General features: G+C 56.3%; 19 protein-coding genes and 2 pseudogenes. 9 read left to right on the top strand and 12 right to left on the bottom strand.

Features of this window, described 5'->3' with window-relative positions:
* Window positions 1-149 precede the first annotated feature (149 nt).
* Window positions 150-788 carry a molybdopterin adenylyltransferase gene (mog, locus tag DBV39_RS08090; protein WP_108621095.1) on the top strand — a complete coding sequence of 213 codons (639 nt, stop codon included), beginning with the start codon at window positions 150-152 and terminating at the stop codon, window positions 786-788.
* Here mog and DBV39_RS08085 read toward each other — a convergent pair.
* Window positions 757-1,980 carry a methyltransferase gene (locus DBV39_RS08085; protein WP_108621094.1) on the bottom strand — a complete coding sequence of 408 codons (1,224 nt, stop codon included), beginning with the start codon at window positions 1,978-1,980 and terminating at the stop codon, window positions 757-759. The two genes, mog and DBV39_RS08085, sit on opposite strands and share 32 nt — an antisense overlap.
* 513 nt (window positions 1,981-2,493) lie before the next feature.
* Between DBV39_RS08085 and fba the strand changes: the two genes are divergently transcribed.
* From fba to DBV39_RS08055, 5 genes and pseudogenes are all read left to right on the top strand, one after another.
* Window positions 2,494-3,558, top strand: coding sequence for a class II fructose-bisphosphate aldolase (fba, locus tag DBV39_RS08075; protein ID WP_108621092.1), 1,065 nt, complete (start codon window positions 2,494-2,496; stop codon window positions 3,556-3,558).
* 79 nt (window positions 3,559-3,637) lie between these two features.
* Window positions 3,638-4,450, top strand: coding sequence for a phosphoribosylaminoimidazolesuccinocarboxamide synthase (locus tag DBV39_RS08070; protein WP_407669285.1), 813 nt, complete (start codon window positions 3,638-3,640; stop codon window positions 4,448-4,450).
* Between the two features lie 234 nt (window positions 4,451-4,684).
* On the top strand, window positions 4,685-5,197 hold the full coding sequence (purE, locus tag DBV39_RS08065; protein WP_193853055.1) for a 5-(carboxyamino)imidazole ribonucleotide mutase: 513 nt from the start codon (window positions 4,685-4,687) through the stop codon (window positions 5,195-5,197).
* Window positions 5,194-6,363 (top strand): 5-(carboxyamino)imidazole ribonucleotide synthase, encoded by a 1,170-nt coding sequence (locus DBV39_RS08060; protein WP_108621091.1) that lies wholly within the window; start codon window positions 5,194-5,196, stop codon window positions 6,361-6,363. Before purE ends, DBV39_RS08060 begins: the two co-directional genes overlap by 4 nt.
* A 152-nt stretch (window positions 6,364-6,515) precedes the next feature.
* A pseudogene (locus DBV39_RS08055) lies at window positions 6,516-7,603 on the top strand (L-threonylcarbamoyladenylate synthase).
* 103 nt (window positions 7,604-7,706) lie between these two features.
* On the opposite strand, the gene DBV39_RS08050 reads toward DBV39_RS08055, so the two are convergent.
* Entirely contained in the window at window positions 7,707-8,900 is a 1,194-nt protein-coding gene (locus DBV39_RS08050) for an acyl-CoA dehydrogenase (protein ID WP_108621090.1), read from the bottom strand.
* Window positions 8,901-8,968: 68 nt separating this feature from the next.
* Window positions 8,969-10,657: a thiamine pyrophosphate-binding protein gene (locus DBV39_RS08045; protein ID WP_108621089.1), complete on the bottom strand. Its 1,689-nt coding sequence runs from the start codon at window positions 10,655-10,657 to the stop codon at window positions 8,969-8,971.
* 227 nt (window positions 10,658-10,884) lie between these two features.
* Here DBV39_RS08045 and DBV39_RS08040 point away from each other — a divergent pair, with 227 nt between their 5' ends.
* Window positions 10,885-11,802, top strand: coding sequence for a LysR substrate-binding domain-containing protein (locus tag DBV39_RS08040; protein WP_108621088.1), 918 nt, complete (start codon window positions 10,885-10,887; stop codon window positions 11,800-11,802).
* On the opposite strand, the gene DBV39_RS08035 is transcribed toward DBV39_RS08040, so the two are convergent.
* The 9 genes and pseudogenes from DBV39_RS08035 to DBV39_RS07995 all read right to left on the bottom strand — a co-directional run bounded on the left by DBV39_RS08035 (window position 11,768) and on the right by DBV39_RS07995 (window position 21,668).
* Window positions 11,768-12,907 carry a CaiB/BaiF CoA transferase family protein gene (locus DBV39_RS08035; RefSeq protein ID WP_108621087.1) on the bottom strand — a complete coding sequence of 380 codons (1,140 nt, stop codon included), beginning with the start codon at window positions 12,905-12,907 and terminating at the stop codon, window positions 11,768-11,770. The two genes, DBV39_RS08040 and DBV39_RS08035, sit on opposite strands and share 35 nt — an antisense overlap.
* 3 nt (window positions 12,908-12,910) lie before the next feature.
* The gene (locus DBV39_RS08030) at window positions 12,911-14,608 is read right to left on the bottom strand and encodes an acyl-CoA dehydrogenase family protein (RefSeq protein ID WP_108621086.1); all 1,698 of its coding nucleotides are present in this window, start codon (window positions 14,606-14,608) and stop codon (window positions 12,911-12,913) included.
* Window positions 14,609-14,795: 187 nt separating this feature from the next.
* The gene (locus DBV39_RS08025; protein ID WP_108621085.1) at window positions 14,796-15,968 is read right to left on the bottom strand and encodes a RodZ domain-containing protein; all 1,173 of its coding nucleotides are present in this window, start codon (window positions 15,966-15,968) and stop codon (window positions 14,796-14,798) included.
* Window positions 15,969-16,019: 51 nt separating this feature from the next.
* Window positions 16,020-16,874, bottom strand: a complete 855-nt coding sequence (gene purU / locus DBV39_RS08020) for a formyltetrahydrofolate deformylase (protein WP_108621084.1) — start codon at window positions 16,872-16,874, stop codon at window positions 16,020-16,022.
* A 130-nt stretch (window positions 16,875-17,004) separates the two neighbouring features.
* Window positions 17,005-18,125, bottom strand: a pseudogene (locus DBV39_RS08015) (NAD(P)/FAD-dependent oxidoreductase).
* A gap of 139 nt (window positions 18,126-18,264) precedes the next feature.
* Entirely contained in the window at window positions 18,265-18,768 is a 504-nt protein-coding gene (locus tag DBV39_RS08010; RefSeq protein WP_108621083.1) for a flavin reductase family protein, read from the bottom strand.
* 10 nt (window positions 18,769-18,778) lie between these two features.
* Complete coding sequence (gene pdxH / locus DBV39_RS08005) at window positions 18,779-19,414, bottom strand: pyridoxamine 5'-phosphate oxidase (protein ID WP_108621082.1); 636 nt, start codon at window positions 19,412-19,414, stop codon at window positions 18,779-18,781.
* Between the two features lie 41 nt (window positions 19,415-19,455).
* Window positions 19,456-20,115: a gamma-glutamylcyclotransferase gene (locus DBV39_RS08000; RefSeq protein WP_407669276.1), complete on the bottom strand. Its 660-nt coding sequence runs from the start codon at window positions 20,113-20,115 to the stop codon at window positions 19,456-19,458.
* A gap of 176 nt (window positions 20,116-20,291) precedes the next feature.
* Entirely contained in the window at window positions 20,292-21,668 is a 1,377-nt protein-coding gene (locus DBV39_RS07995) for an MFS transporter (RefSeq protein ID WP_227870867.1), read from the bottom strand.
* A 127-nt stretch (window positions 21,669-21,795) separates the two neighbouring features.
* On the opposite strand from DBV39_RS07995, the gene DBV39_RS07990 reads away from it, so the two are divergent.
* Complete coding sequence (locus tag DBV39_RS07990) at window positions 21,796-22,635, top strand: tRNA threonylcarbamoyladenosine dehydratase (protein WP_108623171.1); 840 nt, start codon at window positions 21,796-21,798, stop codon at window positions 22,633-22,635.
* Between the two features lie 206 nt (window positions 22,636-22,841).
* On the top strand, window positions 22,842-23,870 hold the full coding sequence (locus DBV39_RS07985) for a hydroxyacid dehydrogenase (protein WP_227870866.1): 1,029 nt from the start codon (window positions 22,842-22,844) through the stop codon (window positions 23,868-23,870).
* The last annotated feature ends 6 nt before the right edge of the window (window positions 23,871-23,876 follow it).

Below are 23,876 nucleotides of genomic sequence, written 5' to 3'. Positions count from 1 at the left end.
ACATGGTTTCGCGTTTGGGTTACAGTCAGGACAGAATAATGGCTAAATGTTGGTTAACACACCATGGGTATACCCGAAAATCGTCTGTCGGGAAATATTCAACAAGCTTCCGTTCAGCACACTGTTATTTAAGGAATCGTTAAGAGCATATGGCAACACAGCACACAGCGCAGGCGCAAAGACCAGTCAGCGTGCAGCGGCCCCTGAGGGTTGGTCTCATATCCATCTCGGATCGTGCTTCACAGGGTGTATATGCCGATGAAGGTGTCCCTTCCCTCAGAACGTGGTTCGAGAAGGCGCTGACCAGTCCTTACGAGGTTCAGGAGCGCCTCGTGGCCGATGAGAGGGACGTGATTACCTCTACGATCATCGAGCTGGTTGATATCTTGCAGTGTGATCTTGTTATCACGACTGGAGGAACCGGGCCTGCGCGGCGTGATGTCACGCCGGAGGCGACGCTGGCGGCTGCAACCCGGGAAATGCCGGGTTTTGGCGAACAGATGCGTCAGATCAGTCTGAAGTTTGTCCCGACGGCCATTCTGTCAAGGCAGGTCGGAGTACTTCGGGAAACGGATGATCACGCGGCGCTGGTGCTGAACTTGCCGGGCCAGCCCAAGGCCATCGCGCAGACGCTCGAGGGACTTAAGGACGACCATGGAAATGTGGTCGTATCAGGTATCTTTGCGGCAGTGCCCTACTGTATTGATCTGATTGGCGGACCCTACATCGAAACTGATGAGTCTGTTGTCAAGCCTTTCAGGCCAAAGAAAGCCGCCAAAGTGAAGTGACTTCTCTGGCTCTCCAGGGGGCGAGCGGGTCTTTTTGATCTGCTGCTTTGGGGTGAGTCGCACGCGTGTCAACGCGGTCAATCACCCTTAGTCCAGCCTCACTTATCCATTGCAGGAGTGTCTCGCGGCTTCTGAGTCCTAGTAGCTCTGCCAGATCAGAGATGATCAGCCAGGCCTGGCCCGAAGGGGGCAGATGAGTCGGTGCCTGAGCGAGAAAGCCCCTTAACATGCGATGTTCCGGGTCGTGAATGGCGGCCTCGAGCGGATTGCGTGCCACACCGGGTAACCAGGGCGGATTGCAGACGATGAGGTCCACTACAGGTGCTCCCGTCAGTAAGTCGCCCTTGCGTACGGTGACCCGATCGCCAAGGCCCAGGCGGTCGATGTTGTCGCGGGCACACTGAAGTGCGGGTTGATGGCTCTCAATTGCCAGGACACTTGGAACACCTTTTTGAGCGAGGATGGCAGCGATGACACCCGTGCCTGTCCCTAGATCAATGGCACTTTCACAAGTGGCCGGAAGGGCTGTCCCGGCAACGAGTTCCAGATACTCCTGGCGAGTCGGGGCAAACACGCCGTGTCGTGGGTGGATGCGGGCGCCGAGCGCTGCAACCTCTACTCCTTTCAGATGCCACTGATATGCGCTCAGAATGCCTAGTAGATCCGAAAGTGGGAGGATCACCGGTGGTGTGTCAGTGGTATCGTGTTTTTCTCCACTCAGGGATCGAGTCTGGAGGCAGGCGTGTGTTGCTGCTGCATCGCCCAGGGTCGCCTCGCAGGCAGCACGGATGTCCGGTGCCCGCCGGTTCACGAGACTCCAGTCGGGATCGATCTGAATCAGGATCAGGCCCAGTGTCCGGGCCTGCTGGGACCGGGCGAGCCTGAGTTGATGAAACCCTTGCGGCATTGGAAGTTTGATCGCACGTCGCATGTAGTTGCTCAGCCGCCGTTTGACCGATTGAAGAATCTGTCGTCCCTCGTGAAAGTCTCCGCGCCAGAGAATGGCTGTTCCCTGTTGCAGGAGTCTCAGAATCTGGTCCGATGGTATGGCCGAGGAGATCTCGATCAGTCTTTTAGGATGCGGCCACTTGCTGCTGCTGTGCCACCGAATGGCACGCTCATGTGCGAACGCCTCCCAGGCGACCGGCGTGATGGGTAGGGGGGAGTGTGGGTTGCTGGAACGTCCGGTCATGGTCACCTGGGTTGCTTCTAATCTGCCTGCTCGGCAATATCGTGCCCCAAGGTCGAACAAGAGGCTAAAATGGAGTTTGATTTTAGATGTTGCGAACTGAGAAAGGCGTTCTGGACACCCGGTGAAGATTAATTTTCTGGGTATCTCCCTGGTGAGCGCAAATTTGGCAGGCACACTTTAGCGGACATACTTTAGCGGGCACAAGTTTTGGCCCCGCTATCGATGTCCGGTTATCGTGCCATTCAGGTTTCGCCCGGTTCAGAGATCGTTTCCTGCTGGCAGAACTATCCTGCCAAGACGGTGGGCGGGTCTGGGTGCGGGCGCGCTAGTGGCGAGTGTGATGCGCTGCTGTGGATCATGGGGCAGAAACGCCACCAGCGTCGGCCGCAAGTGATCATTGCAGGCAGCAGTGTTTGCCACCAGACCAGAATTGCACAGTTGTAGCGTTATTGACTACCTGTCCTGTTTTATACGAATTTCGATTATCAACCCATCTATACAAGGATACTGACCATGCCTCTCGTTTCCATGCGCCAGCTTCTCGATCATGCCGCCGAAAACAGCTACGGCATTCCGGCGTTCAACGTCAACAACCTCGAGCAGGTTCAGGCCATCATGGAGGCGGCTGACCAGACCAACAGTCCTGTGATCATGCAGGCATCGGCTGGTGCCCGCAAGTACGCAGGAGAAGGGTTTTTGAAATACCTGATCCAGGCCGCTGTTGAGTCTTACCCGCACATTCCTGTGGTGATGCACCAGGACCACGGCCAGTCTCCCAAAGTCTGTCAAGGTGCGATCGATCTGGGTTTCTCCAGCGTGATGATGGATGGTTCCCTGATGGAGGATGGAAAGACCATCGCTGACTATGACTACAACGTCGAAGTAACTCGTAAAGTGGTCGACATGGCACACAAGCTTGGCGTGACGGTCGAAGGTGAACTCGGATGTCTTGGCTCGCTTGAGACTATGCAAGGCGACAAGGAAGACGGTCACGGAGCTGATGGCAAGCTTACAATGGATCAGTTGCTGACAGACCCTGAGCAGGCGGCCGACTTTGTTCGCCGCACACAGCTTGACGCACTGGCTATCGCAATCGGAACCAGCCATGGCGCCTACAAATTCAGTCGCAAGCCGACCGGTGACATTCTGTCGATTTCCCGTATCAAGGAAATCAACGCTCGTCTGCCTAACACGCACCTGGTTATGCACGGTAGTTCCAGCGTACCGCAGGAGTTGCTTGCGGAGATCCGCGAGTTCGGTGGCGACATGAAGGAAACCTATGGCGTGCCAGTCGAAGAGATACAGGAGGCCATCAAGTTTGGCGTTCGCAAGATCAACATCGATACGGATATTCGTCTGGCCATGACCGCCGCAATCCGTCGTTTCTTTGTCGAGAATCCTGGCAAGTTTGATCCGCGTGAATATCTCAAGCCTGCGCGTGAGGCGGCCAAAGGCATTTGTGTGGCCCGCTACGAGCAGTTTGGAACTGCTGGCAACGCCAGCAAGATCAAGGCCCGTGCGCTTTCGGATATGGCAGCTGATTACACAGCAGGCAAGCTTGCTCAGGTGGTCAACTGAACTGGATGACATTGTGACCGTTCTACACCAATCCAGTTTGAAGTCTCTGCCCCTGATCGCTCGGGGCAAGGTTCGCGACATGTACGCAGTCGGTGAAGACAAGCTGCTGATTGTCGCGACCGACAGGATCTCCGCATTTGACGTGATCCTGGATGATCCGATCCCGGGCAAAGGTGAAGTCTTGACCAGTCTGACACTGTTCTGGCTTGACAAGCTTGCCGATGTCGTACCGAATCACAAGACCGGCATTCAGCCCGAAGATGTGGTCAGTGAGTCAGAGCGGGATCAGGTTCGAGGGCGCTCGATGGTAGTCAAACGACTGAAACCTGTCATGGTGGAAGCGGTCGCACGAGGCTACCTGATCGGTTCCGGTTGGGCAGACTACCAGGCAAGCGGGTCCGTTTGCGGCATCACCTTGCCGGCGGGGCTTGAACAGGCCAGTCAGCTACCAGAACCTATTTTTACTCCCGCGGCCAAGGCAGCGGTTGGTGAACACGACGAAAACGTAGATTTTAATTACGTCGTGCGAGAGGTAGGGGCTGATCTGGCCGATGAGATTCGCACCACCACCTTGCGTCTCTATGAGTATGCAGCCCAGTTTGCCAGCAGTCGCGGTATTCTGATCGCAGACACCAAGTTTGAGTTTGGGCTCGATGACCACGGAGTACTTCATCTCATGGACGAGGTTCTCACGCCGGATTCGTCTCGTTTCTGGCCTGCCGATAGCTGGCAGCCCGGAATCAGTCCACCTTCGTATGACAAGCAGTTTGTGCGTGACTGGCTGCTGACCCAGCCTTGGGACAAGACTGCACCTGCGCCGCGTTTGCCTGCTGAGGTGATCGAGCGTACCGCGTCGAAATACCGCGAAGCACTTGATAAGTTGACCGCATGAGAGGTATGTCAGACGCTGTTTGAAGCGGGTGAGCACCTACTACGTCATGCCACGATGCAGGATGGGTGCCTGATCGTGCTAATTGAATTGGCGTGACCGGGTGCTCGCATTCGCGCACAACCGGATAACACGGGGCAGGCATGTCGTCGGGCATCCTTCGGTGCGGCATTTTCAGTGCTGCGTATCATTTACTGACAGTATTCATGAGTCAATTACCATCAGGCAGGAATTACCATGTCTAGCGACAATATCCAGGGATCTGGCCCCGCTCCCGTTGTGGGGGTCATCATGGGTTCTTCAAGCGACTGGCCCATCATGCAGCTCGCTGTGGAAATTCTGAAGCAGTTCGATGTGCCGCATGAGGCAAAAGTCGTGTCGGCCCACCGTATGCCTCAGGATATGGCGGATTATGCGGGTAGCGCAGCTGATCGCGGCTTGCGTGCAATCATTGCTGGCGCAGGCGGGGCAGCGCATTTGCCCGGGATGGTTGCAGCTTTCACGCACGTTCCAGTTTACGGTGTGCCAGTGCCGTCCAGATACCTGCGTGGGGAGGACTCGTTGCTGTCGATTGTACAGATGCCCAAAGGGGTGCCGGTCGCAACCTTTGCGATCGGCGAGGCAGGTGCCGCCAACGCAGCACTTCATGTTGTTGCGACACTTGCAACTACTGATCCGGCGCTGGCAGAACGTCTGAAGCAATTCCGCAGTCAGCAGACAGACGCGGCCCGTTCGATGGAGTTGTCATGACAACGGTTGTGCCAGGACATTGGCTAGGTGTGATGGGGGGCGGCCAGCTGGGTCGCATGTTCTGTCAGGCGGCTCAGGCAATGGGGTATCGGGTACTGGTGCTTGATCCGGACGACCAGGCACCAGCGTGCCAGATTGCTGATGAGGTCATTCAGGCAAGCTACGATGACGATCACGCGCTGTCGATGATGGCACATCGCTGTTCGGCAGTCACCACTGAGTTCGAGAATGTCCCTGCGGCTAGCCTGGCTGCACTTGCTCGTCGTGTCAGGGTGACGCCTGGCGCGAGTGCAGTTGAGGTGGCTCAGGATCGCTGTGTAGAGAAATCATTCATCGAGTCGCTGGGTATCCCGGTTGCGCCACACGCCAAGATCCTGACGATCAACGATCTTGAAAACGCATCTGTCGAGTTGCTCAAGGATGGTATTCTGAAGTCCGCCCGCCTCGGCTACGATGGCAAGGGCCAGTGTCGAGTGAAGGATCTGGCCAGCGCTGTCGCTGGCTTCGATGAGATGGGAAAAGTGTCATGTGTACTGGAAGCACGTCTGGATCTGGCATATGAACTATCTGTAGTGCTTGCCCGTAGTGTGGCCGGAGAAGTGGTCACGTACGATGTGGCACGTAATATCCATCATGACGGCATTCTGTCGGTCACCCACGTTGACGGCCAGAGTGACGAGGTTCGTGCCAAGGCTACTCAGTGGGCGAGCCAGATTGCACACGGGCTGGGTTATCACGGCGTGTTGTGTGTTGAGTTCTTTGTGCTGGTTGATGGACGTTTGTTCGTCAACGAAATCGCCCCCAGACCGCACAACAGTGGCCATTACACCCAGAATGCCTGTGTAACCAGCCAGTTCGAGCAGCAAGTGCGTGTCATGACAGAGTTGCCTTTGGGAAATACCAGGTTGCTCGCACCGACGGTGATGCTCAACCTTCTTGGTGATGTCTGGTTACGCGGACCAGAGGGCAATTATCAGGATCCTGACTGGAACCGTGTCCTGTGTCACCCCGAAGTGAGTCTGCATCTTTATGGCAAGAACGAAGCACGTCCAGGGCGAAAGATGGGGCACATAAACATCACTGCATCTACGATGGAGCAGGCGGTGTCGGTGGCGAATCAGGTCGTTGCAGAGCTTGATTTGCCCGATCAGGCAACATTGGCTTGAAGCATGTCACGCACTCAGGCAATTATGCTAGGCTGGTTTCACCGGTGTTTGCGGTCTGGCATTGAAAAAATGGATAGCAATCAGAGTCTCACATGTCGCGCGACTGTGCTTTTCGCTTGCTGTTCTGGTCAGTAAATCTGGAGGCTTAAAAGATGAGTCGAATCAGTCAGGACGGTGTCTCATCGGTTTCTCCATTGGCAGATGTTTGCCAGATCAGCGATGCCGCGCAGCGTCTGGCAAAGGGTGAGCTGGTCGCATTTCCCACCGAAACTGTTTATGGCCTCGGTGCGGATGCCGGCAACCCAGATGCCGTTAGAAAAATATACACGGCAAAAGGCCGTCCCAGCGACCACCCTGTGATTGTGCATGTGGCAAGTCCTGAGCAGGCCCGATACTGGGCGCGGGAGTTCCCACCTGAGGCCAGGATACTGATGAGCACGTTCTGGCCGGGCTCGCTCACACTGATCTTGCGTCGTGCCGGATGGGTCGATCCGTGTGTCAGTGGCGGCCAGGACACGATCGGTCTGCGTTGTCCTTCGCACCCTGTTGCACAGGATCTGCTGCAAGCGTTTGCTCGTTTGAAGGGTGATCGTCCGGCTGGCGTCGCTGCTCCTTCTGCCAATCGTTTCGGGCATGTTTCGCCAACGACAGCTGCTCACGTGCGTGAGGAGTTTCACGAGCTGGTCGCGCAGGGCATGCCCGTGCTCGAGGGGGCGCGGCACAGGTGGGCATCGAATCAACGATTGTCGATCTCTCTCGCGTGGCTCAGGGAGGGGCCCCTGCCTTGTTGAGGCCGGGAAGCATTCTCCCCAGTGATATCGAGGACGTGCTGGGTGTGCAACTATCTGGCCATGAGCCGGAGGCACCCCGGGTGTCTGGGTCACTCAAGGCGCACTATTCCCCCGATACCCCCATGAGGCTGATTCAGGCGGGCGGTCTGGTGTCTGCCATTCAATCCTGGTGTCGCAAACATCCCGTCAGCAAACTTGCTGTGATCGGGATCGGGAATGAAACCAACCCGCTAGCCAGTCTGTCTGCAAAACTGTCGGATGAGATATGGAAGAGGGTCCAGTGGTATCCGATGCCATCTAGCCCAGCGCAGTATGCACAGATGCTATACGCGCGTCTGCGTGAGATGGATCATCTCGGAGTGGACGAGATCTTCTGGGAAGACGTGCCCGAGACCGAACCGTGGGCAGGCGTCAGAGACCGGTTGCAGCGTGCGGCTGCAGCGTTTTGAGAGGCAGGGTATGACTGTATTTCTGGTCGCAGGAAAATACATCTGCTCCAGAAACAATCCCCTCAGTGCGTGATCTGAGGGGATTGTTTAACAATAAGTTAAATCAGCTGAATGCCTGGATTCCAGTCTGTGCACGGCCCAGTATCAACGCGTGCACATCGTGCGTACCTTCGTAGGTATTGACCACTTCAAGGTTGACCAGGTGGCGTGCAACACCAAATTCGTCAGAGATCCCGTTGCCACCAAGCATGTCGCGTGCCATGCGTGCGACGTCAAGAGCCTTGCCGCAGGAATTGCGCTTCATGATCGAGGTGATCTCAACCGCAGCAGTGCCTTCATCCTTCATACGACCAAGGCGCAGGCAGCCCTGAAGGCCCAGGGTGATCTCCGTCTGCATGTCAGCAAGCTTTTTCTGGATCAACTGGTTAGCAGCAAGTGGGCGACCAAACTGCTTGCGGTCCATCGTGTACTGACGGGCGGCATGCCAGCAGAATTCAGCGGCACCGAGTGCGCCCCAGGCAATCCCGAAACGAGCCGAGTTCAGGCAGGTGAACGGACCTTTGAGACCTGTTACGTTAGGCAGCATTTGTTCTTCGCCAACTTCAACCTCATCCATGACGATCTCGCCAGTAACTGAGGCGCGCAGACCGACCTTGCCATGGATTGCTGGTGCTGACAGACCTGTCATGCCTTTTTCCAGGATGAAGCCACGAATCCGACCATCATAATCACCACCAATGCACTTGGCCCAGACAACAAAAACATCTGCAACAGGTGAGTTGGTGATCCACATCTTGTTGCCAGTCAGCTTGTAGCCAGAACCAGTCTTGACGGCGCGAGTCTCCATGCCGCCAGGATCAGATCCATGATTGGGTTCGGTCAGACCGAAACAACCAATCCACTCACCGCTTGCGAGCCTGGGCAGATACTTCTGCTTTTGCTCTTCGCTACCAAATTCGTTGATCGGAACCATGACCAGGGAGGACTGAACACTCATCATTGAGCGATAACCCGAGTCCACACGTTCGACCTCCCGTGCGATCAGACCATAGCTGACATAGTTCATGCCCGAGCCACCGTAGGCTTCCGGGATGGTGGGGCCAAGCAGTCCAAGCGCACCCATTTCCGGGAAAATTGACACATCCATCTTTTCGTGACGGAATGCTTCGAGCACACGGGGAGCCAGTTTTTCTTGACAATATGCGCGGGCTGCGTCCGCAACCATGCGTTCCTCGTCGGTCAGTTGGCTCTCGAGCAGGAGGGGATCATCCCAGTGAAATGAAGGTGAGGCAGACATAATTGATACTCCGTGAATGAAATCGCTTGTTACTAGAGGCTCTGGATATCGGAAAGTTCCTGCTCACGTCAGCCTTGCGAGGCTGCGCGAAGCTTGTCGATCGTGGTGGTTGGTGTGATCGCCTGTGGATCAGTCAGTAAATGAATGATGGCTGGCTTGCCACTGGCAATCGCGCGCTCGTAAGCCGCCGCAAAGTCTTCTGACCGTTCGACGCGTTCGCCATGGCCACCGAATGCCCGGGCGTACGCAGCAAAGTCCGGGTTACGCAGATCGGTTGCAGAAATCCGGCCAGGATAAAACTTCTCCTGGTGCATGCGGATCGTACCGTACATGCCGTTATCGACGATCAGTACGATAATTGGCAGATCATACTGAACCGCTGTGGCAAATTCCTGCCCATGCATCATGAAGCATCCGTCGCCGGCAAAACAGACGACTGTGCGTTCTGGCCACAGGCGTTTGGCTCCCACTGCGGCAGGCAGCCCGTAACCCATCGATCCCGATGTCGGGGCGAGCTGTGTCGCAAATTTGTTGAAACGATGAAAGCGATGAATCCAGGTCGCGTAGTTACCAGCACCGTTAGCCATGATGGCGTTGTCTGGCAGTACAGACTCCAGATGTTCCATGACTTTGCTCATTTGCAGCTGTCCTGGAGGGTTGACGCTTTCGGGGTTGCTCCACTGCAGATAGCTATTGTGCATGCGAGCGGTATCTTTCGCCCAAGGCATCTGTGAAGGGGCAGCCAGCGCACTTAGTTCGGCCGCAAACGCGGTAGCCGAAGCATTGATCGCGAGCGCTGGCGCATATACCCGTCCGAGCTCGCCGGCATCAGGATGGATGTGAACCAGCGACTGCCGGGGTACGGGAATGTCGAGTAGTGTGTAGGACTGACTGGGTATTTCAGACATACGGCCGCCCACGAGTAACAGCAGGTCTGCGTTCTGAATTCGCTTGAGCAGATCCGGATTCAGTCCGAGTCCGACGTCACCAATGTAGCAGGGGTGATCATGCGGAAAAAGCATCTGACGCCGGAACGAAGCGGCGACAGGAAGATTGAAACGCTGTGCAAAGTCCGCAAACTGGGCAACAGCCTGTTCGTTCCAGCGTGTACCACCCACGATTGCAACAGGGGATTTGGCGCTTGCAATCCGGCGCGCCAAGTCGGCCATCTGACCGACGGCAGGTGCAGATTCGACTGCTTCCACACGGGGGGCGTCAACGACCTGTGCGACTTCTGTCAGCATGTCTTCCGGCAAGGCAATCACCACGGGGCCGGGGCGACCGGACATGGCGACATGGAAGGCTCTTGACACAATCTCGGGGACACGGGCCGGGTCGTCTATTTCGGTGGCCCATTTGGCAACAGGGCCAAAGGTTGCGCGGTAGTCCATTTCCTGAAACGCCTCACGCTCACGCATACCCCGTTCAATCTGGCCTACAAACAAGATCATGGGTGTCGAGTCCTGCCTGGCAATGTGAATGCCAGCCATGGCGTTCGACGCACCGGGCCCGCGCGTAACCATGCAGATACCTGGGCGTCCAGTCAGCTTTCCATGGGCGTCGGCCATCATGGCGGCACCACCTTCCTGGCGGCATACGGTCACGTTGATGTTCACATCAACCAGCGCATCGAGTACAGCCAGAAAGCTCTCTCCCGGTACGCAGAAAACATGATCCACGCCTTGTTTCACAAGTTGGTCAACGATCAACTGTCCGCCCGTGCGGGCCTGGGTATCTGCATTCGTGGAATGTGTCATGAAATTGTCTCTCTCATTCTGGTTATGTCGGATGGCGTCGAGCGAACACGGATGACGACCTGATTAACCCGTAAGCTTATGTTCATGTACTGCACATTGCAATTGATAAAATTGCACATCATTGTCTTGTACAGTCACGAGTGGCTTGTTAGCGCGATCCCAGATTGCACGAAATGCACTGTGGGACGCAGGCATCTTTAACGGTTCAGTATCGGATATCACCCCTCATGAGAAAAGGCATTCCTAATCTGAGTGCGCTTCAGGCGTTCGAAGCCACGGCCAGGCTGGGAAGTTTTTCCAGGGCAGCCGAGGAGCTTGCTTTAACGCATAGTGCCGTGCACCGGCAGGTGACTGCTCTTGAGCAGCGCCTTGGCGTGTCGCTGTTTAACCGGGTCAGAAGAAGGGTGGTGGTGACCGAGCCTGGTGCTCAATATGCCGCACGGATCCGGCAGCATCTGGAACAGATCGAGAAAGATACGTTCAGCCTCATGAGCGAGGCCGGTATTGGGCGCAGATTGCACGTTGCTGTCTTACCGACCCTGGCATCGCTATGGCTTATTCCCCGGTTGCCAGATTTTAATCGTCACTACCCGGATATTTCGGTCAGTCTTTCGCTGCGCACCCTGCCATTTCAGTTCAGTGATCATCCCTTTGATGGTGCCATTTATCATAGCCGGGCGGCATGGCCCGGAACCGCAGGAATGAAACTGTTCGCGGAGCAGGAACTGGTCCCTGTATGCGCGGCGTTCGTGCTTAAGGAACAACCCCTCGACCCGATTCAACGCATGGCTCAGCTTACACATCTGCACTTGAGTTCGCGCCCAGACGCCTGGCGTGACTGGTATCAGGTGTCAGGCTTGCCGTACACGCCCAGTGTGGCTGGTGGACCTCGTTACGAGGTCTTCACGATGGTGCTGGCAGCGGCTCGAGCTGGACTGGGGGTTGGATTGGTGCCACGATTTATTGCGCAAGATGCGCTTGATCGTGGTGAACTGGTTAGTCCGGTCGTGCGTAACTTGCCCGTTCCCGAAGCTTATTTCTTTGGCTATCCGGCCCATAGCGAGCCATCGGCTTCGCTAAGGGCATTCGAGCAGTGGCTGCTTGCAACTGTCAGGACGACGAGTCGCGCTCAGACGCAGGGGTGAAACCTGGGGGTAACTTGCGCAGCCGGGCAGGTGTACGTGAGAGTTTGATTGGTGAAGCCACTCCTCTGTATCCATCGTGCTCTAGCACCATGTTGCGATGCAGTGTATGAGGATGTGTCAGGATTTCCGGAACAGTTAAAACAGGCGCGGCTGGGACCCCGGCTTTGAGTAAAATCGGGGACAGTTCGGCAGCCTTCTCATTCGCCAGTAGTCTTTCGAGTTGTTCGTGTAATTGCGGTCGATTGGCGAGTCGGTCCGCATTCGTGGCAAATCGGGGGTCTTGTGCCAGTCCCGGGTTACCCAGGAGCTCTGTCATGATCTTGAACTGGCGGTCGTTTCCAACCGCTAGAAAGAGTTCGCCTTCCAGCGTCTTGACCGTTTCATAGGGCGCTATATTCGGGTGAGCATTGCCGGTGCGCTGCGGAGTCTTGCCATTGCCAAAAAAATTGGCTGCATGCGGGTGCAGTAGCGAAATGGCGCAGTCAAACAGCGTAATGTCCAGAAACTGTCCCAGCCCACTGTTGTGGCGTTCCTGAATAGCCATCAGAATGGCGATGGTGGCGTTCAGCCCCGTCACCATGTCGACCACCGGCAGACCAACCCGGGTCGCAGGACCGTCTTTCTCTCCGTTCACGCTCATGAGGCCGCACATTGCCTGTGCGCAAGCATCGTATCCTGGCATTGCACCTAGTGGGCCATCACCGCCAAATCCGGATACCCGGCAGTGGATCAGACGTGGGAACTCCTCCTTAAGGGTCTCATAGCCCAGGCCCCATTTCTCAAGTGTTCCTGGTTTGAAGTTCTCAAGCACCACGTCCGCATCAGCCAGAAGCGTACGCAAAAACGTGCGTCCCTCTTCGCTGGACAGGTCCAGGGTCAGCCCCGTCTTGTTGCGGTTGACCCCGATGAAGTAAGAGGCTACACCACCTTCGAATGGAGGCCCCCAGTGACGTGTCTCATCGCCGCTTGGCGGTTCGAGTTTGATCACATCTGCGCCATGATCCCCAAGAATCTGACTGCAGAACGGACCGCCCAGGACCCGGCTCAAATCCACTACTCGCACTCCATGCAGGGCCGAACCCTTGCCATTTTCTGCATTCCACATTAATCAGACTCCCTGGGACAACCATTCGACAAGCGCAGCGTCGGATTTTTCACTGCTTGCAGTTAACGGGTCACGCGCACTGAGGCGGTGTGTGAGAACCATGTCAGCCAGCCTGGCTCGCATGGGCAGGTTGGCCTGGCGAGCTTCCCAGCGCATACCTGCCATGGTGACTACGTTGTAGAGCGCTGTGCCGACTTGACGAGCCTTGACTGCATCATCGTCCTCGCCAGCCTGTTCAGCCAGTTTGAAAGCGGCTTCGATGCGTTCATGCTGAAGCTCGGCGAGTTCACCACTGACCGGCTCGCCTTGTGCGAGTAGTTCATCGACTAGTCCGCGCAGTGCCGGCAAGGCATTCTCGCGACGGATAGCCCGGATCACGTCCAGCGCCACGATATTGCTGGTGCCTTCCCATATCGAACCCAGGTGAGCATCGCGCACTAGTCTGGGGTCAGTCCACTCCTCGATATAGCCACACCCGCCCCGTACTTCCATGGCGTCTCCTGTGACCTTGCGTGCGTCACGGCATGCCCGGAACTTGATAAGCGGGGTGAGAATCCGGGCCAGCGGACGTAGTGATTCATCCTGGTCAAATGCCTGCAATGCTTTGGCAGTCTGGAACACCATGGTTCTGGCCTGCTCGGTCCAGACTGCCATTTTGAGGAGCTGACGCTGCATGAGCGGCATGTCAATCAGGCGTTTACCAAAGGCACGCCTGTTTTTGGAGACAAACAACGCTTCAGTGAGTGCACGGCGCATCAGTCCCGCTGCCCGCACACCATTTGAGAGGCGCGAGTTGTTGATCATGTCCGCCATGTGCTTGAAGCCTTTGCCACGCTCGCCAACGAGCCATGCAAAAGCGCCTTCAAGTCGAATTTCACCGCTTGCCATCGAACGGGTTCCAAGTTTGTCTTTCAGACGCAGGATCCGGTAACTGTTGGGTGTTCCGTCCGGCAGGGTGCGTGGCAGCAGAAAGAGCGAAATGCCTTTGAGGCCAGGTGCATCTTCAGATCGGGCCAGAACCATTGCAAAGCCGGCATCAGGGTTAGAGCAGAACCACTTGTCACCGCTCAGGAGCCAGTGCCCATCAGGCTGATGGTGCGCCAGGGTCGCTGTGGCACTGACATCCGAGCCAGCCCCTTGCTCGGTCATGAACATTGCGCCTTGATGCAGCGTATCGAAGTCCTGGCTGGTAACCAGAGGCATCACTTTTTCGACAAGGGCCGGGTCTCCAAACTTCTTGAGGGTGCGCGCCAGAGAATCTGTCATGCTGACTGGACAGCACAGTCCGAATTCAGCCTGAACAAACAGGTACGTGAGTGCGTACTTGGCAGCCGGTGGCATTGGCTCTGGCCAGCGCAACACACCGGGACGATGCGACATGGCAGCCAGGCCAAACTCGCTGTACGCCCAACGTTCAAGTTCGATGTAGGCCGGATGCTTGATGACACGCGACTCGTCAATTCCGCTGCGAGTGCGAACTGAAAGCTCTGGCGGGTTTTTGTCAGCAGTATTGGCGAGTTCGTCCAGACGCGAACCGGCCAGCGAGCCGAGGCGTGTCAGGTGGGGAAGAAGATGCTGATGCAGCTTTTCAGGGAGGTACGCTGCGAGCACGTTCCTGGAAGCGTCAGCCTCGAACAGGTTGATTCCGTGTGCATCGGGTACAGGGTGCAGAGTATTGATTTCCTGCTGGCTGATATCCATGGCAAAAGCTCCTTGGGCAAGGCAATATGGTTTGATTGTGTGATTCTGGTTATGAACAGGGCCCAACTGAATGGGCCCACGCAAATGTCAGGACATGTGATCGGACGTTTGATCAAGCGATCGAACGGGTTTGTGATCAAACGTCCCGTTTCTCCTGTCAGGTCGCGGCTCGAATGCAAAGCCTCCTTCAGGGGGCTGTCTGGGACAAAGCCTGACCGCTGATGCGGGCAACCGTGCCGCCTCGTGTGAACTGCATCACGTCAAAAGGCTTGCCTGCGCGGATGGCCTGGACGGCAGTGGCATTACCCAGTACCAGCCTGTCAACCTCGTTTGCAGCGACCCGAATCTCGTCCCCAGGGTTAAAGATCCGCTGCTCGGAGGTGCCATCGGCTCGCCGTAGTTCCACCCAGCAGTCATCGTTGAACCGTAACACAATCTCATCAGCGACTGCACTGTCTTGGTTCAAGGGCTGTGTCGATGCACCATCAGAGGGACTGCTTGACTGTGTATCCGTTTCATTTGGCGAATCAATCGGTTGTGTAAGGCTTGCGCTCGCCTGATCCGGCATGGCACCTGTGATGGATGGTGTGACATTCTGTGTCAAGCGTGTGCCCTGGTCTGAGTGCTCAGCGCCAGGTTTCAAAGTCGTTCCGGCGTTATTGCCGATTTCCTGTTCAGGCGCACCTGATGATGCGTCGGCAGGGACTGCCACCGAACTTGTCCCGGATGGGGTGCCGATTTCTGCGGTACCGAGGTTGACAGTGACAACAGACGTTCCAGAAGCAGGCTGAGTGGCCGTAGCGGGTCCAGTGCCTGTACTTTCAGCCGCTGCCGCACTGGCACTGGACTGATCCTGGTCTCCAACTCCAGGTGACGAGTTGGAAGACTTGCCTGCCACCATGTCTTCGATCGGCTTTGACGGCCAGCCTTCACCGATCGCCATGTAGACACCTGCTCCAATGAGCAGGACTACAAGGATGACAAGCCAGCGTCCGAGTCTGGCTCCGTGTGAGCGTCCTGATGGGAGTTGCAGGGCGTCTGCCGGGCTGCTCTGACGTTGCACAATGCCTTGGGCACGCTGTGGAGCACGGTTTCTGAGTGAAGCTGCGTCGCTGGCCTGGAATGTTCCCGGGTCAGGATCGAGGGTGATTTGTAGACGTTCCGCGTAACGTTGCACTCCTCTCAAATAGTAGTTTTGTGCATGAAACGCACCGGTCTGTCCCGCCTCGATGCCGCGAATCTGAGCCATGGAAAGCATCAGTTCCCGTGCGAGTGTGCCGATATCGAGACCTTGCTCGACACGTGCCTGAGAGAGAGTCTGGGCCCATGTTTCCACGGGTAGTGCCTGGGTTGGTTGCATGAAAAGTTGACTCGTTGCTTAAATGCTCAAAGCGTCAGGATAATCGCTCCTTTACCGAAATACCACCGTTCGGGAACCGTTAATCAGAACTCGGTGCTCGATATGCGCACGTACGGCACGCGCGAGCACCAGGGATTCGATGTCGCTACCGACCTGCGTCAGGTCGTTCACAGTCATGGCATGGTCAACTCGTTCGATGTCCTGCTCGATGATGGGGCCTTCATCCAGATCGGCTGTCACGTAGTGAGCTGTTGCACCAATGAGTTTGACGCCACGTGCGTGGGCCTGATAATAGGGTCGAGCACCCTTGAAACTGGGCAGAAAACTGTGGTGAATGTTGATTGCGCGACCCGCCAGGGCTTCGCAAAGTGATCGGGACAGAATCTGCATGTAGCGGGCCAGAATGACCAGATCAACCTTTTCCTGCTCGATGATGTTCAGCAGAGCCTGCTCTTGCTGTGTCTTGTTGTCGGCGTTGACTGGCAGGTAGTAATACGGGATGTCGTATGCTTGTGCCATGCCTTCGTAGTCTTTGTGATTCGAGACGATGGCAACAGTTGTCGCCGAAATCTGGCCACTCCGAATGCGATACAGCAGGTCGTTCAGACAGTGTCCCTGGCGACTGACTAATATCAGCAGTCGGGCGGGTTTTCTTGCGTCATGCAGAAACCAGCGCATCTGAAAATGTTCAGCAACAGGCCGGAAGTCACTTCTCAGTGGTTCGATGACAGAGCCTTCGGGAAGAGAGAAATGGACCCGCAGAAAAAACTGCCCAGTCACTTCGTCGCCAAATTGCTGTGCGTCAATGATATTGCCGTCATGGGCCAGCAGTACACCGGATACCTTGTGGACGATCCCTTTTTGATCAGGGCAGGATAGAGTCAGGATGTAGTCGTTGTGATGCATGAATTGATAGTACCCGCCAAGTCAGGGGTTTGATGAGGGTGGGAACGCTGGATCGAAATCGCAATGGTGCTGCCGGTTCAGTTAAACGACTCGACCCAGACTGTCGATTCAGCGCTGTACTAAGCCTGTATCAGACTCCCAGTGTTTGTCTGATGTGAAGACCGATCGCCAGTGAGGATGTCAGCCCTGGCGATTCGATACCGTAAAGATTGATCAATCCTGGTATGCCGTGTTCGGTCTGCCCGCTGATCCTGAAATCCGCACTTGCCTCGTTCGGTCCGGATATTTTGGGGCGAATGCCCGCATAACCGGGTTGGAGCGCGCCGTCCTGAAGTCCTGGCCAGTAGGCACGAACGGCCTCGTAGAAGCTTTCACCTCGCGCTGGATCGACTTCATAATCCTCCGTTTCGATCCACTCGGTATCAGGTCCGAACTTTGCCTGCCCCCAAGGTCCAGCGTGATGTGCACGCCCAGACCAGCCGAGTTCGGAACGGGGTAGATTAGTCGGGTGAATGGTGACTTGCCCTGAAGGGTGAAGTAGTTACCTTTACAAAGATAGGCGTTGGCAATGGTGGATGTGTTCAGTCCCCGGATGCGGTGAGCAACGTCCACCGCTCCGAGACCGGCTGCGTTGATCAATATCTTGCTGGTGAGCGTGACCGGTTCCGCGCCACCGAAGGAGACTTCAAAGAGGGGTTCACCGGCATTTGTGTCGATAATTCTCGCTGACTCGAAAGGGCAGTGAAAAACAAACTGAGCGCCCGCATTCTCCGCATCGCCCTGAAACGACAGCATCAGATTGTGACTGTCTACGATGCCTGTAGAAGGTGAGAGCAGGGCGGCGGTGCAATGCAGGGCCGGTTCCATGGACTGGGCCTGCTGGCGCGTCAGGCGCTGCAAATCGTCGACACCATTGGCCTGAGCTCTTGCGACGATACTATCAAGCGTGCATGCTTGCTCTTCGTCGGTCGCGACCAGTAGTTTGCCTAGTCGCTTGTGGGCAACGCCCTTGTCTGCACAATACGCGTACAGCATGTGTTTGCCCTGTACACACAAGCGGGCTTTCAGGCTGCCGGCCGGGTAGTAAATGCCAGCGTGAATGACTTCCGAGTTGCGCGAGCTGGTGCCGACCCCTATGCCTTCGCCTTGCTCTGCTACAAGGACCTCAACGCCAGCCTGGGCAAGTTCACGGGCGATGGCGAGCCCCACCACGCCTGCTCCGATCACGATGCATTGAACGTCTGCGGTCATGTTGTATTTCCAAAATCCAGTTACTGTTTTCTAACTTCACTCCGGGAATGCACTTCCCACTGCGACATCGGCCTCGCGTATTGGATAGCGTCTGGCGCACTACTCTCCTGGTAGAACGAGGATCTGCCTGACTGCTGATTTATTGACGAGCCGGCGTGAGATCATAACCGCCGGCGTGGTAAATCAGAGGTAACGCAGGGGAGTGTTCGCAATGTTCCACTTCGCCCAGAAGCATCAGGTGGTCACCCTCGACAAACCGATGCCGGTTGTAGCACTCGAACCATGCCGCACACTCCAAATCCAGACGAAGCTGACCACCTGCGGTGCGCACCAGTGGAACGCCTTCAAAACGCTGCTCACGTGTACCCGAGGCAAATCGGCTTGCAATATCGAATTGCTCTGCCGAAAGCACATGAATAATGTAGCGTTCGCAACGCTCGAATACAGACTTGCTTGAGGAACCAAGGGAGAGGCTCCAGAAGACGAGTGGCGGATCAAGCGAGACCGAGTTAAACGAACTGACTGTCAGACCCACTGGGTCTTCGCCTGGCATGCATGCTGTGACGACGGTGACGCCAGTCGGAAACCGGCCTAACGCTTGTCGGAACGCTATGGATGTGAAATCGGGACTGCGTGCACTCATTCCAGCGGGCTCAAGGAGAAAGGCGTTCTAGTGTCCAGTTGCCATCACTGGCAAGCGAATAGGTGAGGCGATCGTGCAGGCGCGAAGGTCGGCCTTGCCAGAACTCGAAGTAGCTGGGCGTGAGGCAGTAACCGCCCCAGTGTGGCGGGCGCGGAGGGTTCTCTCCATATTCAGCCTCGATCTCCCTGGCTCTGGCTTGCAGCGCTTCGATCTTGACAGGCTGGCTCTGATTTGAGGCCCAGGCACCTATCCTTGAACCGAGCGGGCGGCTCGCGTAATAAGCATCAGAGACGCTTGGATCAACTTTACTGATTTTCCCTTCGATCCTTACCTGGCGTTCGAGTGGCTGCCAGAAAAACAGCAGAGTGGCCCAAGGCTGGTGTGCAAGTTCCTGACCCTTGCGTGATTCATAGTTGGTATAGAAAACAAATCCGTCAGTTTCCATGCCCTTTAACAACACGATTCGAGAGGAAGGGCGTGAGTCGGCGCCGACCGTGGCAAGCGCCATGGCGGTTGGCTCGGCTACGGGCAGCTCGATTGCTTGCTTGAGCCAGAGCTCGAACTGGTCGAATGGAGATGACCGGGCTTGAGACTCCAGCAGCTCACCTTTCTCGTAATTTTGCCTGATGTTTGCAACTGACATGATTGTTCTGGGTCCTTGAGTTCGGATAGGTCAAGTGTAGCCGTTCACCCACCTGTACGCGTGCGTAATTGCTGGGCAATCTGATGGAGTCTCGCGTCATGAATGCCGGCTGCACTCAGTGCCTGATGTGTCTGCAGCACATAGTCAACACAGGGGCCGTAACTTCCGCTTGCGCGATGGATGATCTCGATGGCGTGATCGCAGGGCGGTTCCTTGACGTATCCGGGGCTTGTGCGATCGATGACAAATGCGAGTGCTTTGACGTGCCCATGCTCTGTGTCGCATCTGAGCCAGCGTGGCAGGTACGCACCGGTGGACATTTCTCGACGCCATAGATTTGGCAGCATGTCCAGAACATCACGGGCCTGAATCCTGAACGCCATGCCGCGGCAAGAGCCGCCTCGATCCAGTCCAAACACCAGTCCAGGTTCTTGTGGTGTGCCCCGGTTGACCCGTGACCAGAGGCAGAGCGCACGGTGGTGTCCCCTCAGTGTCCCGATCCGCTTCTCCGCGTACTCAAACTCTGGGTTCCAGATCAGGGAACCATACCCGTAGACCCAGATATCCTGATCACCCTGCCAATGGCTGATGGCCTGTTTCATCGATATCTCCCTCTCTTGCTCGGTCAGATAGCGCATCTGACTCGCATCGGGGGCAACAGGCAGTGCATAACGGTCGGTCAGTCGGGTCTCCAGCATGGACATAGGCGAATCGGCTCCTGAGTGATCTGCGACAAATGCATAACGGGCCGGCATTCGCTGACAGTCTGTCAGGGAGGTGCGCACAACCCTTTGTCTCGCATCCTGGAATGCTACAACAATGCACGCCTGCAGTCGCTCAAACACATGTTCGCGCCACGCCTTTTTGCGTTGGACTCTGGTCAGGACAGTCGGGGACTCTTCTCTTCTGGCGGTCGGACTGGCCTGATATCGTCTCCAGATGCTACTTCTTGTGAAGTGAGGTTCTCTTTTGCTTGTTCCGGGTTGTCAGCGGTCACGGAGTTTTGCATTGACCCGGGCGCAGTAGTAACGCTGTGAGCGGCCGCGGCTTGAGTCGCTTCGTTCTGTGGTGGTATCTCGCGACCTGCCCGGCGCGTAAACCACGCCCCACTTGTCACAACCAGTGCTGTTCCCCAGAATAGCGGCATCACGCCAATCAGTGATCCCATCGCACCGAACGCCATTGGTAGTGAAACCTGACTGCCATTGATCAGTGCCATACGGATTCCGAACACTTCAGATTTGCGGCCATCTGGTGCATGTTGCTGAAGCAGTGCCAGAATACTGGGCTGGGTGCAGCCCAGTGACAATCCAAGAATGAACGACATTGCTGCCAGAACCCATACGTCACTAAAGAGCGGGTACAGCAAAAAATTCAGGCCGGCTGTGATCATTGCAAAGTGAATCAACTGCCACGGAGTGGCTCGCCTCTGAATAATCGGCAATACAGTCCTGATCAAGAATGTGGCAAGTGCGAAAGATGCCAGTACGGTTCCGATGGTTGTCGCACTCAGCCCTCTTTGTGCGCCATAGATGGGCACAAGAAATGCGTGTGTGTCCCACGCCCCGGCAAGGGTAAGGTTGGCCAGTAGCGCGTAACGCAGGGTGCGGATCCGGAACAGATCCTTGACCTTGTGCTTTTGCTGGGTGCGCGGTTTAGGGATGTGTGCGGCAAGCATGCGGCGGCGCATTCGCATGACCACCAGAGAAGCACCAATTGGAAAGATCGCAAGCAACCCGAACGCCCATCGGTAGCCCAGGTGATCGATTGATAATCCTGCTATGAGTGGGCCACCAAACCCCGAGATGGCCAGTGTTAGTGAAAGCCAGGAATAGTTGCGCAGGCGCTGTTCGGCCGGGGCGGCCCCGAGTTGTCCCTGCGTTGAAACCTGGAACATCATATGTCCGACGCCGATACATACGGCCGCTATGCCAAGTGATACCCAGTGTAGCCAGATCAATGGCAGCAGCGCACCGGATCCAGCCACAAGTGCTGCAGCACGCATGGGTCGAAACGGACCGACCTTGTCGATCAACCTGCCAGCGGTGACTGACACCAGCATAGGCAACAGCGCAAAGAAGGCGATCAACATGCCCACCTCGAATGTGCTCATGCCTAGTTCGATGGCGCTGAGAGTGACCGATACACGTCCGCCAGTCAGCGACATGTGTACCATCATCATGAGCACGCACAACACGGCCGCCTCGGGAAGCCGGGGCAGTTGTTTGAAGCGAAGGGGTATGGGTAGCAGTTTCACAGTCTTGTCAGGTATTGTGCGGCGAGGGATGGGGATTGTCGAGATGAAAGGGGCGCAATCCGGCCAAATGCAGCGCTTCGTGCAAAAATCGTTGTGTAGAGTCCATTATTGTCGGGTGCTTGCCAGTATGAATGATCCTTCTTCCACGCGTCTCACCGGCCCCGGGTCGCTTCCGGACCCGGTTTTTATAGAAACCGCCCCAGTTTGCGAGGTTGACCCCGAGCGTCGTTTCGGGTCGCTTGGGCGCGCTTTTGGTGCCGATGTGCTGGATGTGCTCGCCCGGTCCCATGTGGTCGTGGCGGGAATAGGTGGGGTTGGTTCGTGGGCGGTCGAGGCGCTGGCCCGTAGTGCGGTTGGACGTCTCACGTTGGTGGACATGGATCACGTGGCTGAGTCCAACATCAATCGGCAGGTGCATGCGCTTGACAGCACCCTGGGTCAGTCAAAGGTTCATGCTATGGCCGAGCGGGTGGCACAGATCAACCCCTTGTGCCAGGTTGTGAGTCTGGATGACTTTGTCACACCCGATAATGTCCAGACGACCATTCCACCAGGAGCAGACGTCGTTCTGGACTGCACTGACCACCTGCACGCCAAGGTTGCGATGGTGCTCTGTGCCCGTTCACGCCAGCAGTCCCTCATTGTCTGTGGCGCTGCGGGAGGCAAGACCGATGCGCTTTCACTCAGGCGCGGTGACCTGCGTGACGCAACCCATGATCCTCTACTCGCAAGATTACGTCAGACGTTGCGAAAGCAGCACGGTTATGCATCTGCTCGAGGGCGGCGGATCGCTCCGATGGGTGTGTCCGTGCTTTGGCTGGAACAACCGGTCACGCGCCCTGATAAATTGGAGGGCGGATCAGCACTCGCCTGTGCGGGTTACGGTTCGCTCGTGACAGTCACGGCTAGTATGGGGCTTGCTGCCGCAGCCTTTGCCATTGAGAGAATCAGCGCGAAGGCCGAGTGAGACGATGCCAGAAGAGTCGCTTCACTTTTTCTATGTTCTGGTGAGTCTGTGTGTCAGGAGTGGATGTTTGAGCGGGTAGCATCAAGTGACATCTAGTGGTTTCGATTTTGCAGATGCCCTGTATTTGATGCAAGAAATTTGCTTGCCTGTGCGTGTGCCGAATAATAGAACGTCAGGCTTGTGGCCATGACTGAACGGAGACAACTTTGAAACACAAATCATTGATTCGGATGGATTTCTGGCTAGACCCTGTTTTTGATCAGATCATCGGACAGGAAGCGGGGCTCAGCCTGACTGTTTGCAGACCAGGTGATGACAGGACTGATCTGGATCTGGTACTGCACTCGGCCCATGCGTACCATATTTGCGCCGCGCGCGATGAAGTCCCTGTCGATTGGCGTGTCGATGCTGAGTTCCTGGAGCGGGCTCCAAACCTTTTGTGTGTGTCGAGTTCGGGAGCTGGTTACGATCCGGTGGACGTTGCCGCATGCTCGGCAAGGGGTGTGCTGGTGGTCAACCAGAGTGGGTGTAATGCGGATTCTGTGGCTGAACACACAATGGGATTGCTGCTTGGCGTGCGGCACCGTATCGCTGAGTCGGATCGAGTCATGCGTGCGGCGCGGTATGGCACCCGTGAGGATCTTATGGGCCATGAGATCCGTGGGCTGACCATCGGTATCGTTGGTGTGGGCAACATCGGCCAGCGTGTCGCGAAGCTTGCCGCTGCGTTCGGGATGCAAGTCTTGGGGTATGACCCGCTGCTCGATGGTGTTGAACTGACGGATCGAGGAGTCGAGCCAGTTGGTCTGCAGGAGTTGATTGCCAGAAGTGATGTGGTATCGCTTCACTGTCCATTGAACGACCAGACTCGCAACCTGTTTGATGCGTCGCAGTTTGCGGCAATGAAGAGGGGGGCGACGTTTTTGTCGACAGCAAGGGGTGGCATTCATGATGAGCAGGCACTGGCCGAGGCTCTGGAGTCTGGTCATCTGTCAGGTGCGGGGCTGGATGTCTGGATGGTTGAGCCTCCGGCGGACAGTCACCCATTGTTACGAATGGACAATGTCGTAGCCACGTATCATACGGCAGGCGTCACACATGAGGCGCGACGCAACGCAGCGCGCATGGGCGCGCAACAACTCGTCGAGGTGCTGTCAGGCAGGCAGCCACCACGTCTGGTGAATCTTCAGGCGTGGCCTTCATTTCTGAAGCGTTACGAATCAATGTTCGGATAGGAAATA

The sequence above is a fragment of the Orrella marina genome (assembly GCF_003058465.1).
Taxonomy (GTDB): Bacteria; Pseudomonadota; Gammaproteobacteria; order Burkholderiales; family Burkholderiaceae_B; genus Algicoccus; species Algicoccus marinus.
Note: the sequence above shows the minus strand (reverse complement) of the source record. Positions and strands in the feature narration are given on the sequence as shown.

Bases quoted from the DNA above. Each gene is read 5' to 3' on its own strand.
- DBV39_RS08000 (WP_407669276.1), bottom strand. From the start codon at position 20,115: ATGTCCATGCTGGAGACCCGACTGACCGACCGTTATGCACTGCCTGTT.
- DBV39_RS08010 (WP_108621083.1), bottom strand. From the start codon at position 18,768: ATGAGTGCACGCAGTCCCGATTTCACATCCATAGCGTTCCGACAAGCG.
- DBV39_RS08035 (WP_108621087.1), bottom strand. From the start codon at position 12,907: ATGTGGAATGCAGAAAATGGCAAGGGTTCGGCCCTGCATGGAGTGCGA.
- fba (WP_108621092.1), top strand. From the start codon at position 2,494: ATGCCTCTCGTTTCCATGCGCCAGCTTCTCGATCATGCCGCCGAAAAC.
- DBV39_RS08045 (WP_108621089.1), bottom strand. From the start codon at position 10,657: ATGACACATTCCACGAATGCAGATACCCAGGCCCGCACGGGCGGACAG.
- DBV39_RS07990 (WP_108623171.1), top strand. From the start codon at position 21,796: ATGAATGATCCTTCTTCCACGCGTCTCACCGGCCCCGGGTCGCTTCCG.
- mog (WP_108621095.1), top strand. From the start codon at position 150: ATGGCAACACAGCACACAGCGCAGGCGCAAAGACCAGTCAGCGTGCAG.
- DBV39_RS08070 (WP_407669285.1), top strand. From the start codon at position 3,638: ATGTACGCAGTCGGTGAAGACAAGCTGCTGATTGTCGCGACCGACAGG.
- DBV39_RS08040 (WP_108621088.1), top strand. From the start codon at position 10,885: ATGAGAAAAGGCATTCCTAATCTGAGTGCGCTTCAGGCGTTCGAAGCC.
- DBV39_RS08050 (WP_108621090.1), bottom strand. From the start codon at position 8,900: ATGTCTGCCTCACCTTCATTTCACTGGGATGATCCCCTCCTGCTCGAG.
- DBV39_RS08030 (WP_108621086.1), bottom strand. From the start codon at position 14,608: ATGGATATCAGCCAGCAGGAAATCAATACTCTGCACCCTGTACCCGAT.
- DBV39_RS08060 (WP_108621091.1), top strand. From the start codon at position 5,194: ATGACAACGGTTGTGCCAGGACATTGGCTAGGTGTGATGGGGGGCGGC.
- purE (WP_193853055.1), top strand. From the start codon at position 4,685: ATGTCTAGCGACAATATCCAGGGATCTGGCCCCGCTCCCGTTGTGGGG.
- DBV39_RS08085 (WP_108621094.1), bottom strand. From the start codon at position 1,980: ATGACCGGACGTTCCAGCAACCCACACTCCCCCCTACCCATCACGCCG.
- purU (WP_108621084.1), bottom strand. From the start codon at position 16,874: ATGCATCACAACGACTACATCCTGACTCTATCCTGCCCTGATCAAAAA.
- DBV39_RS08025 (WP_108621085.1), bottom strand. From the start codon at position 15,968: ATGCAACCAACCCAGGCACTACCCGTGGAAACATGGGCCCAGACTCTC.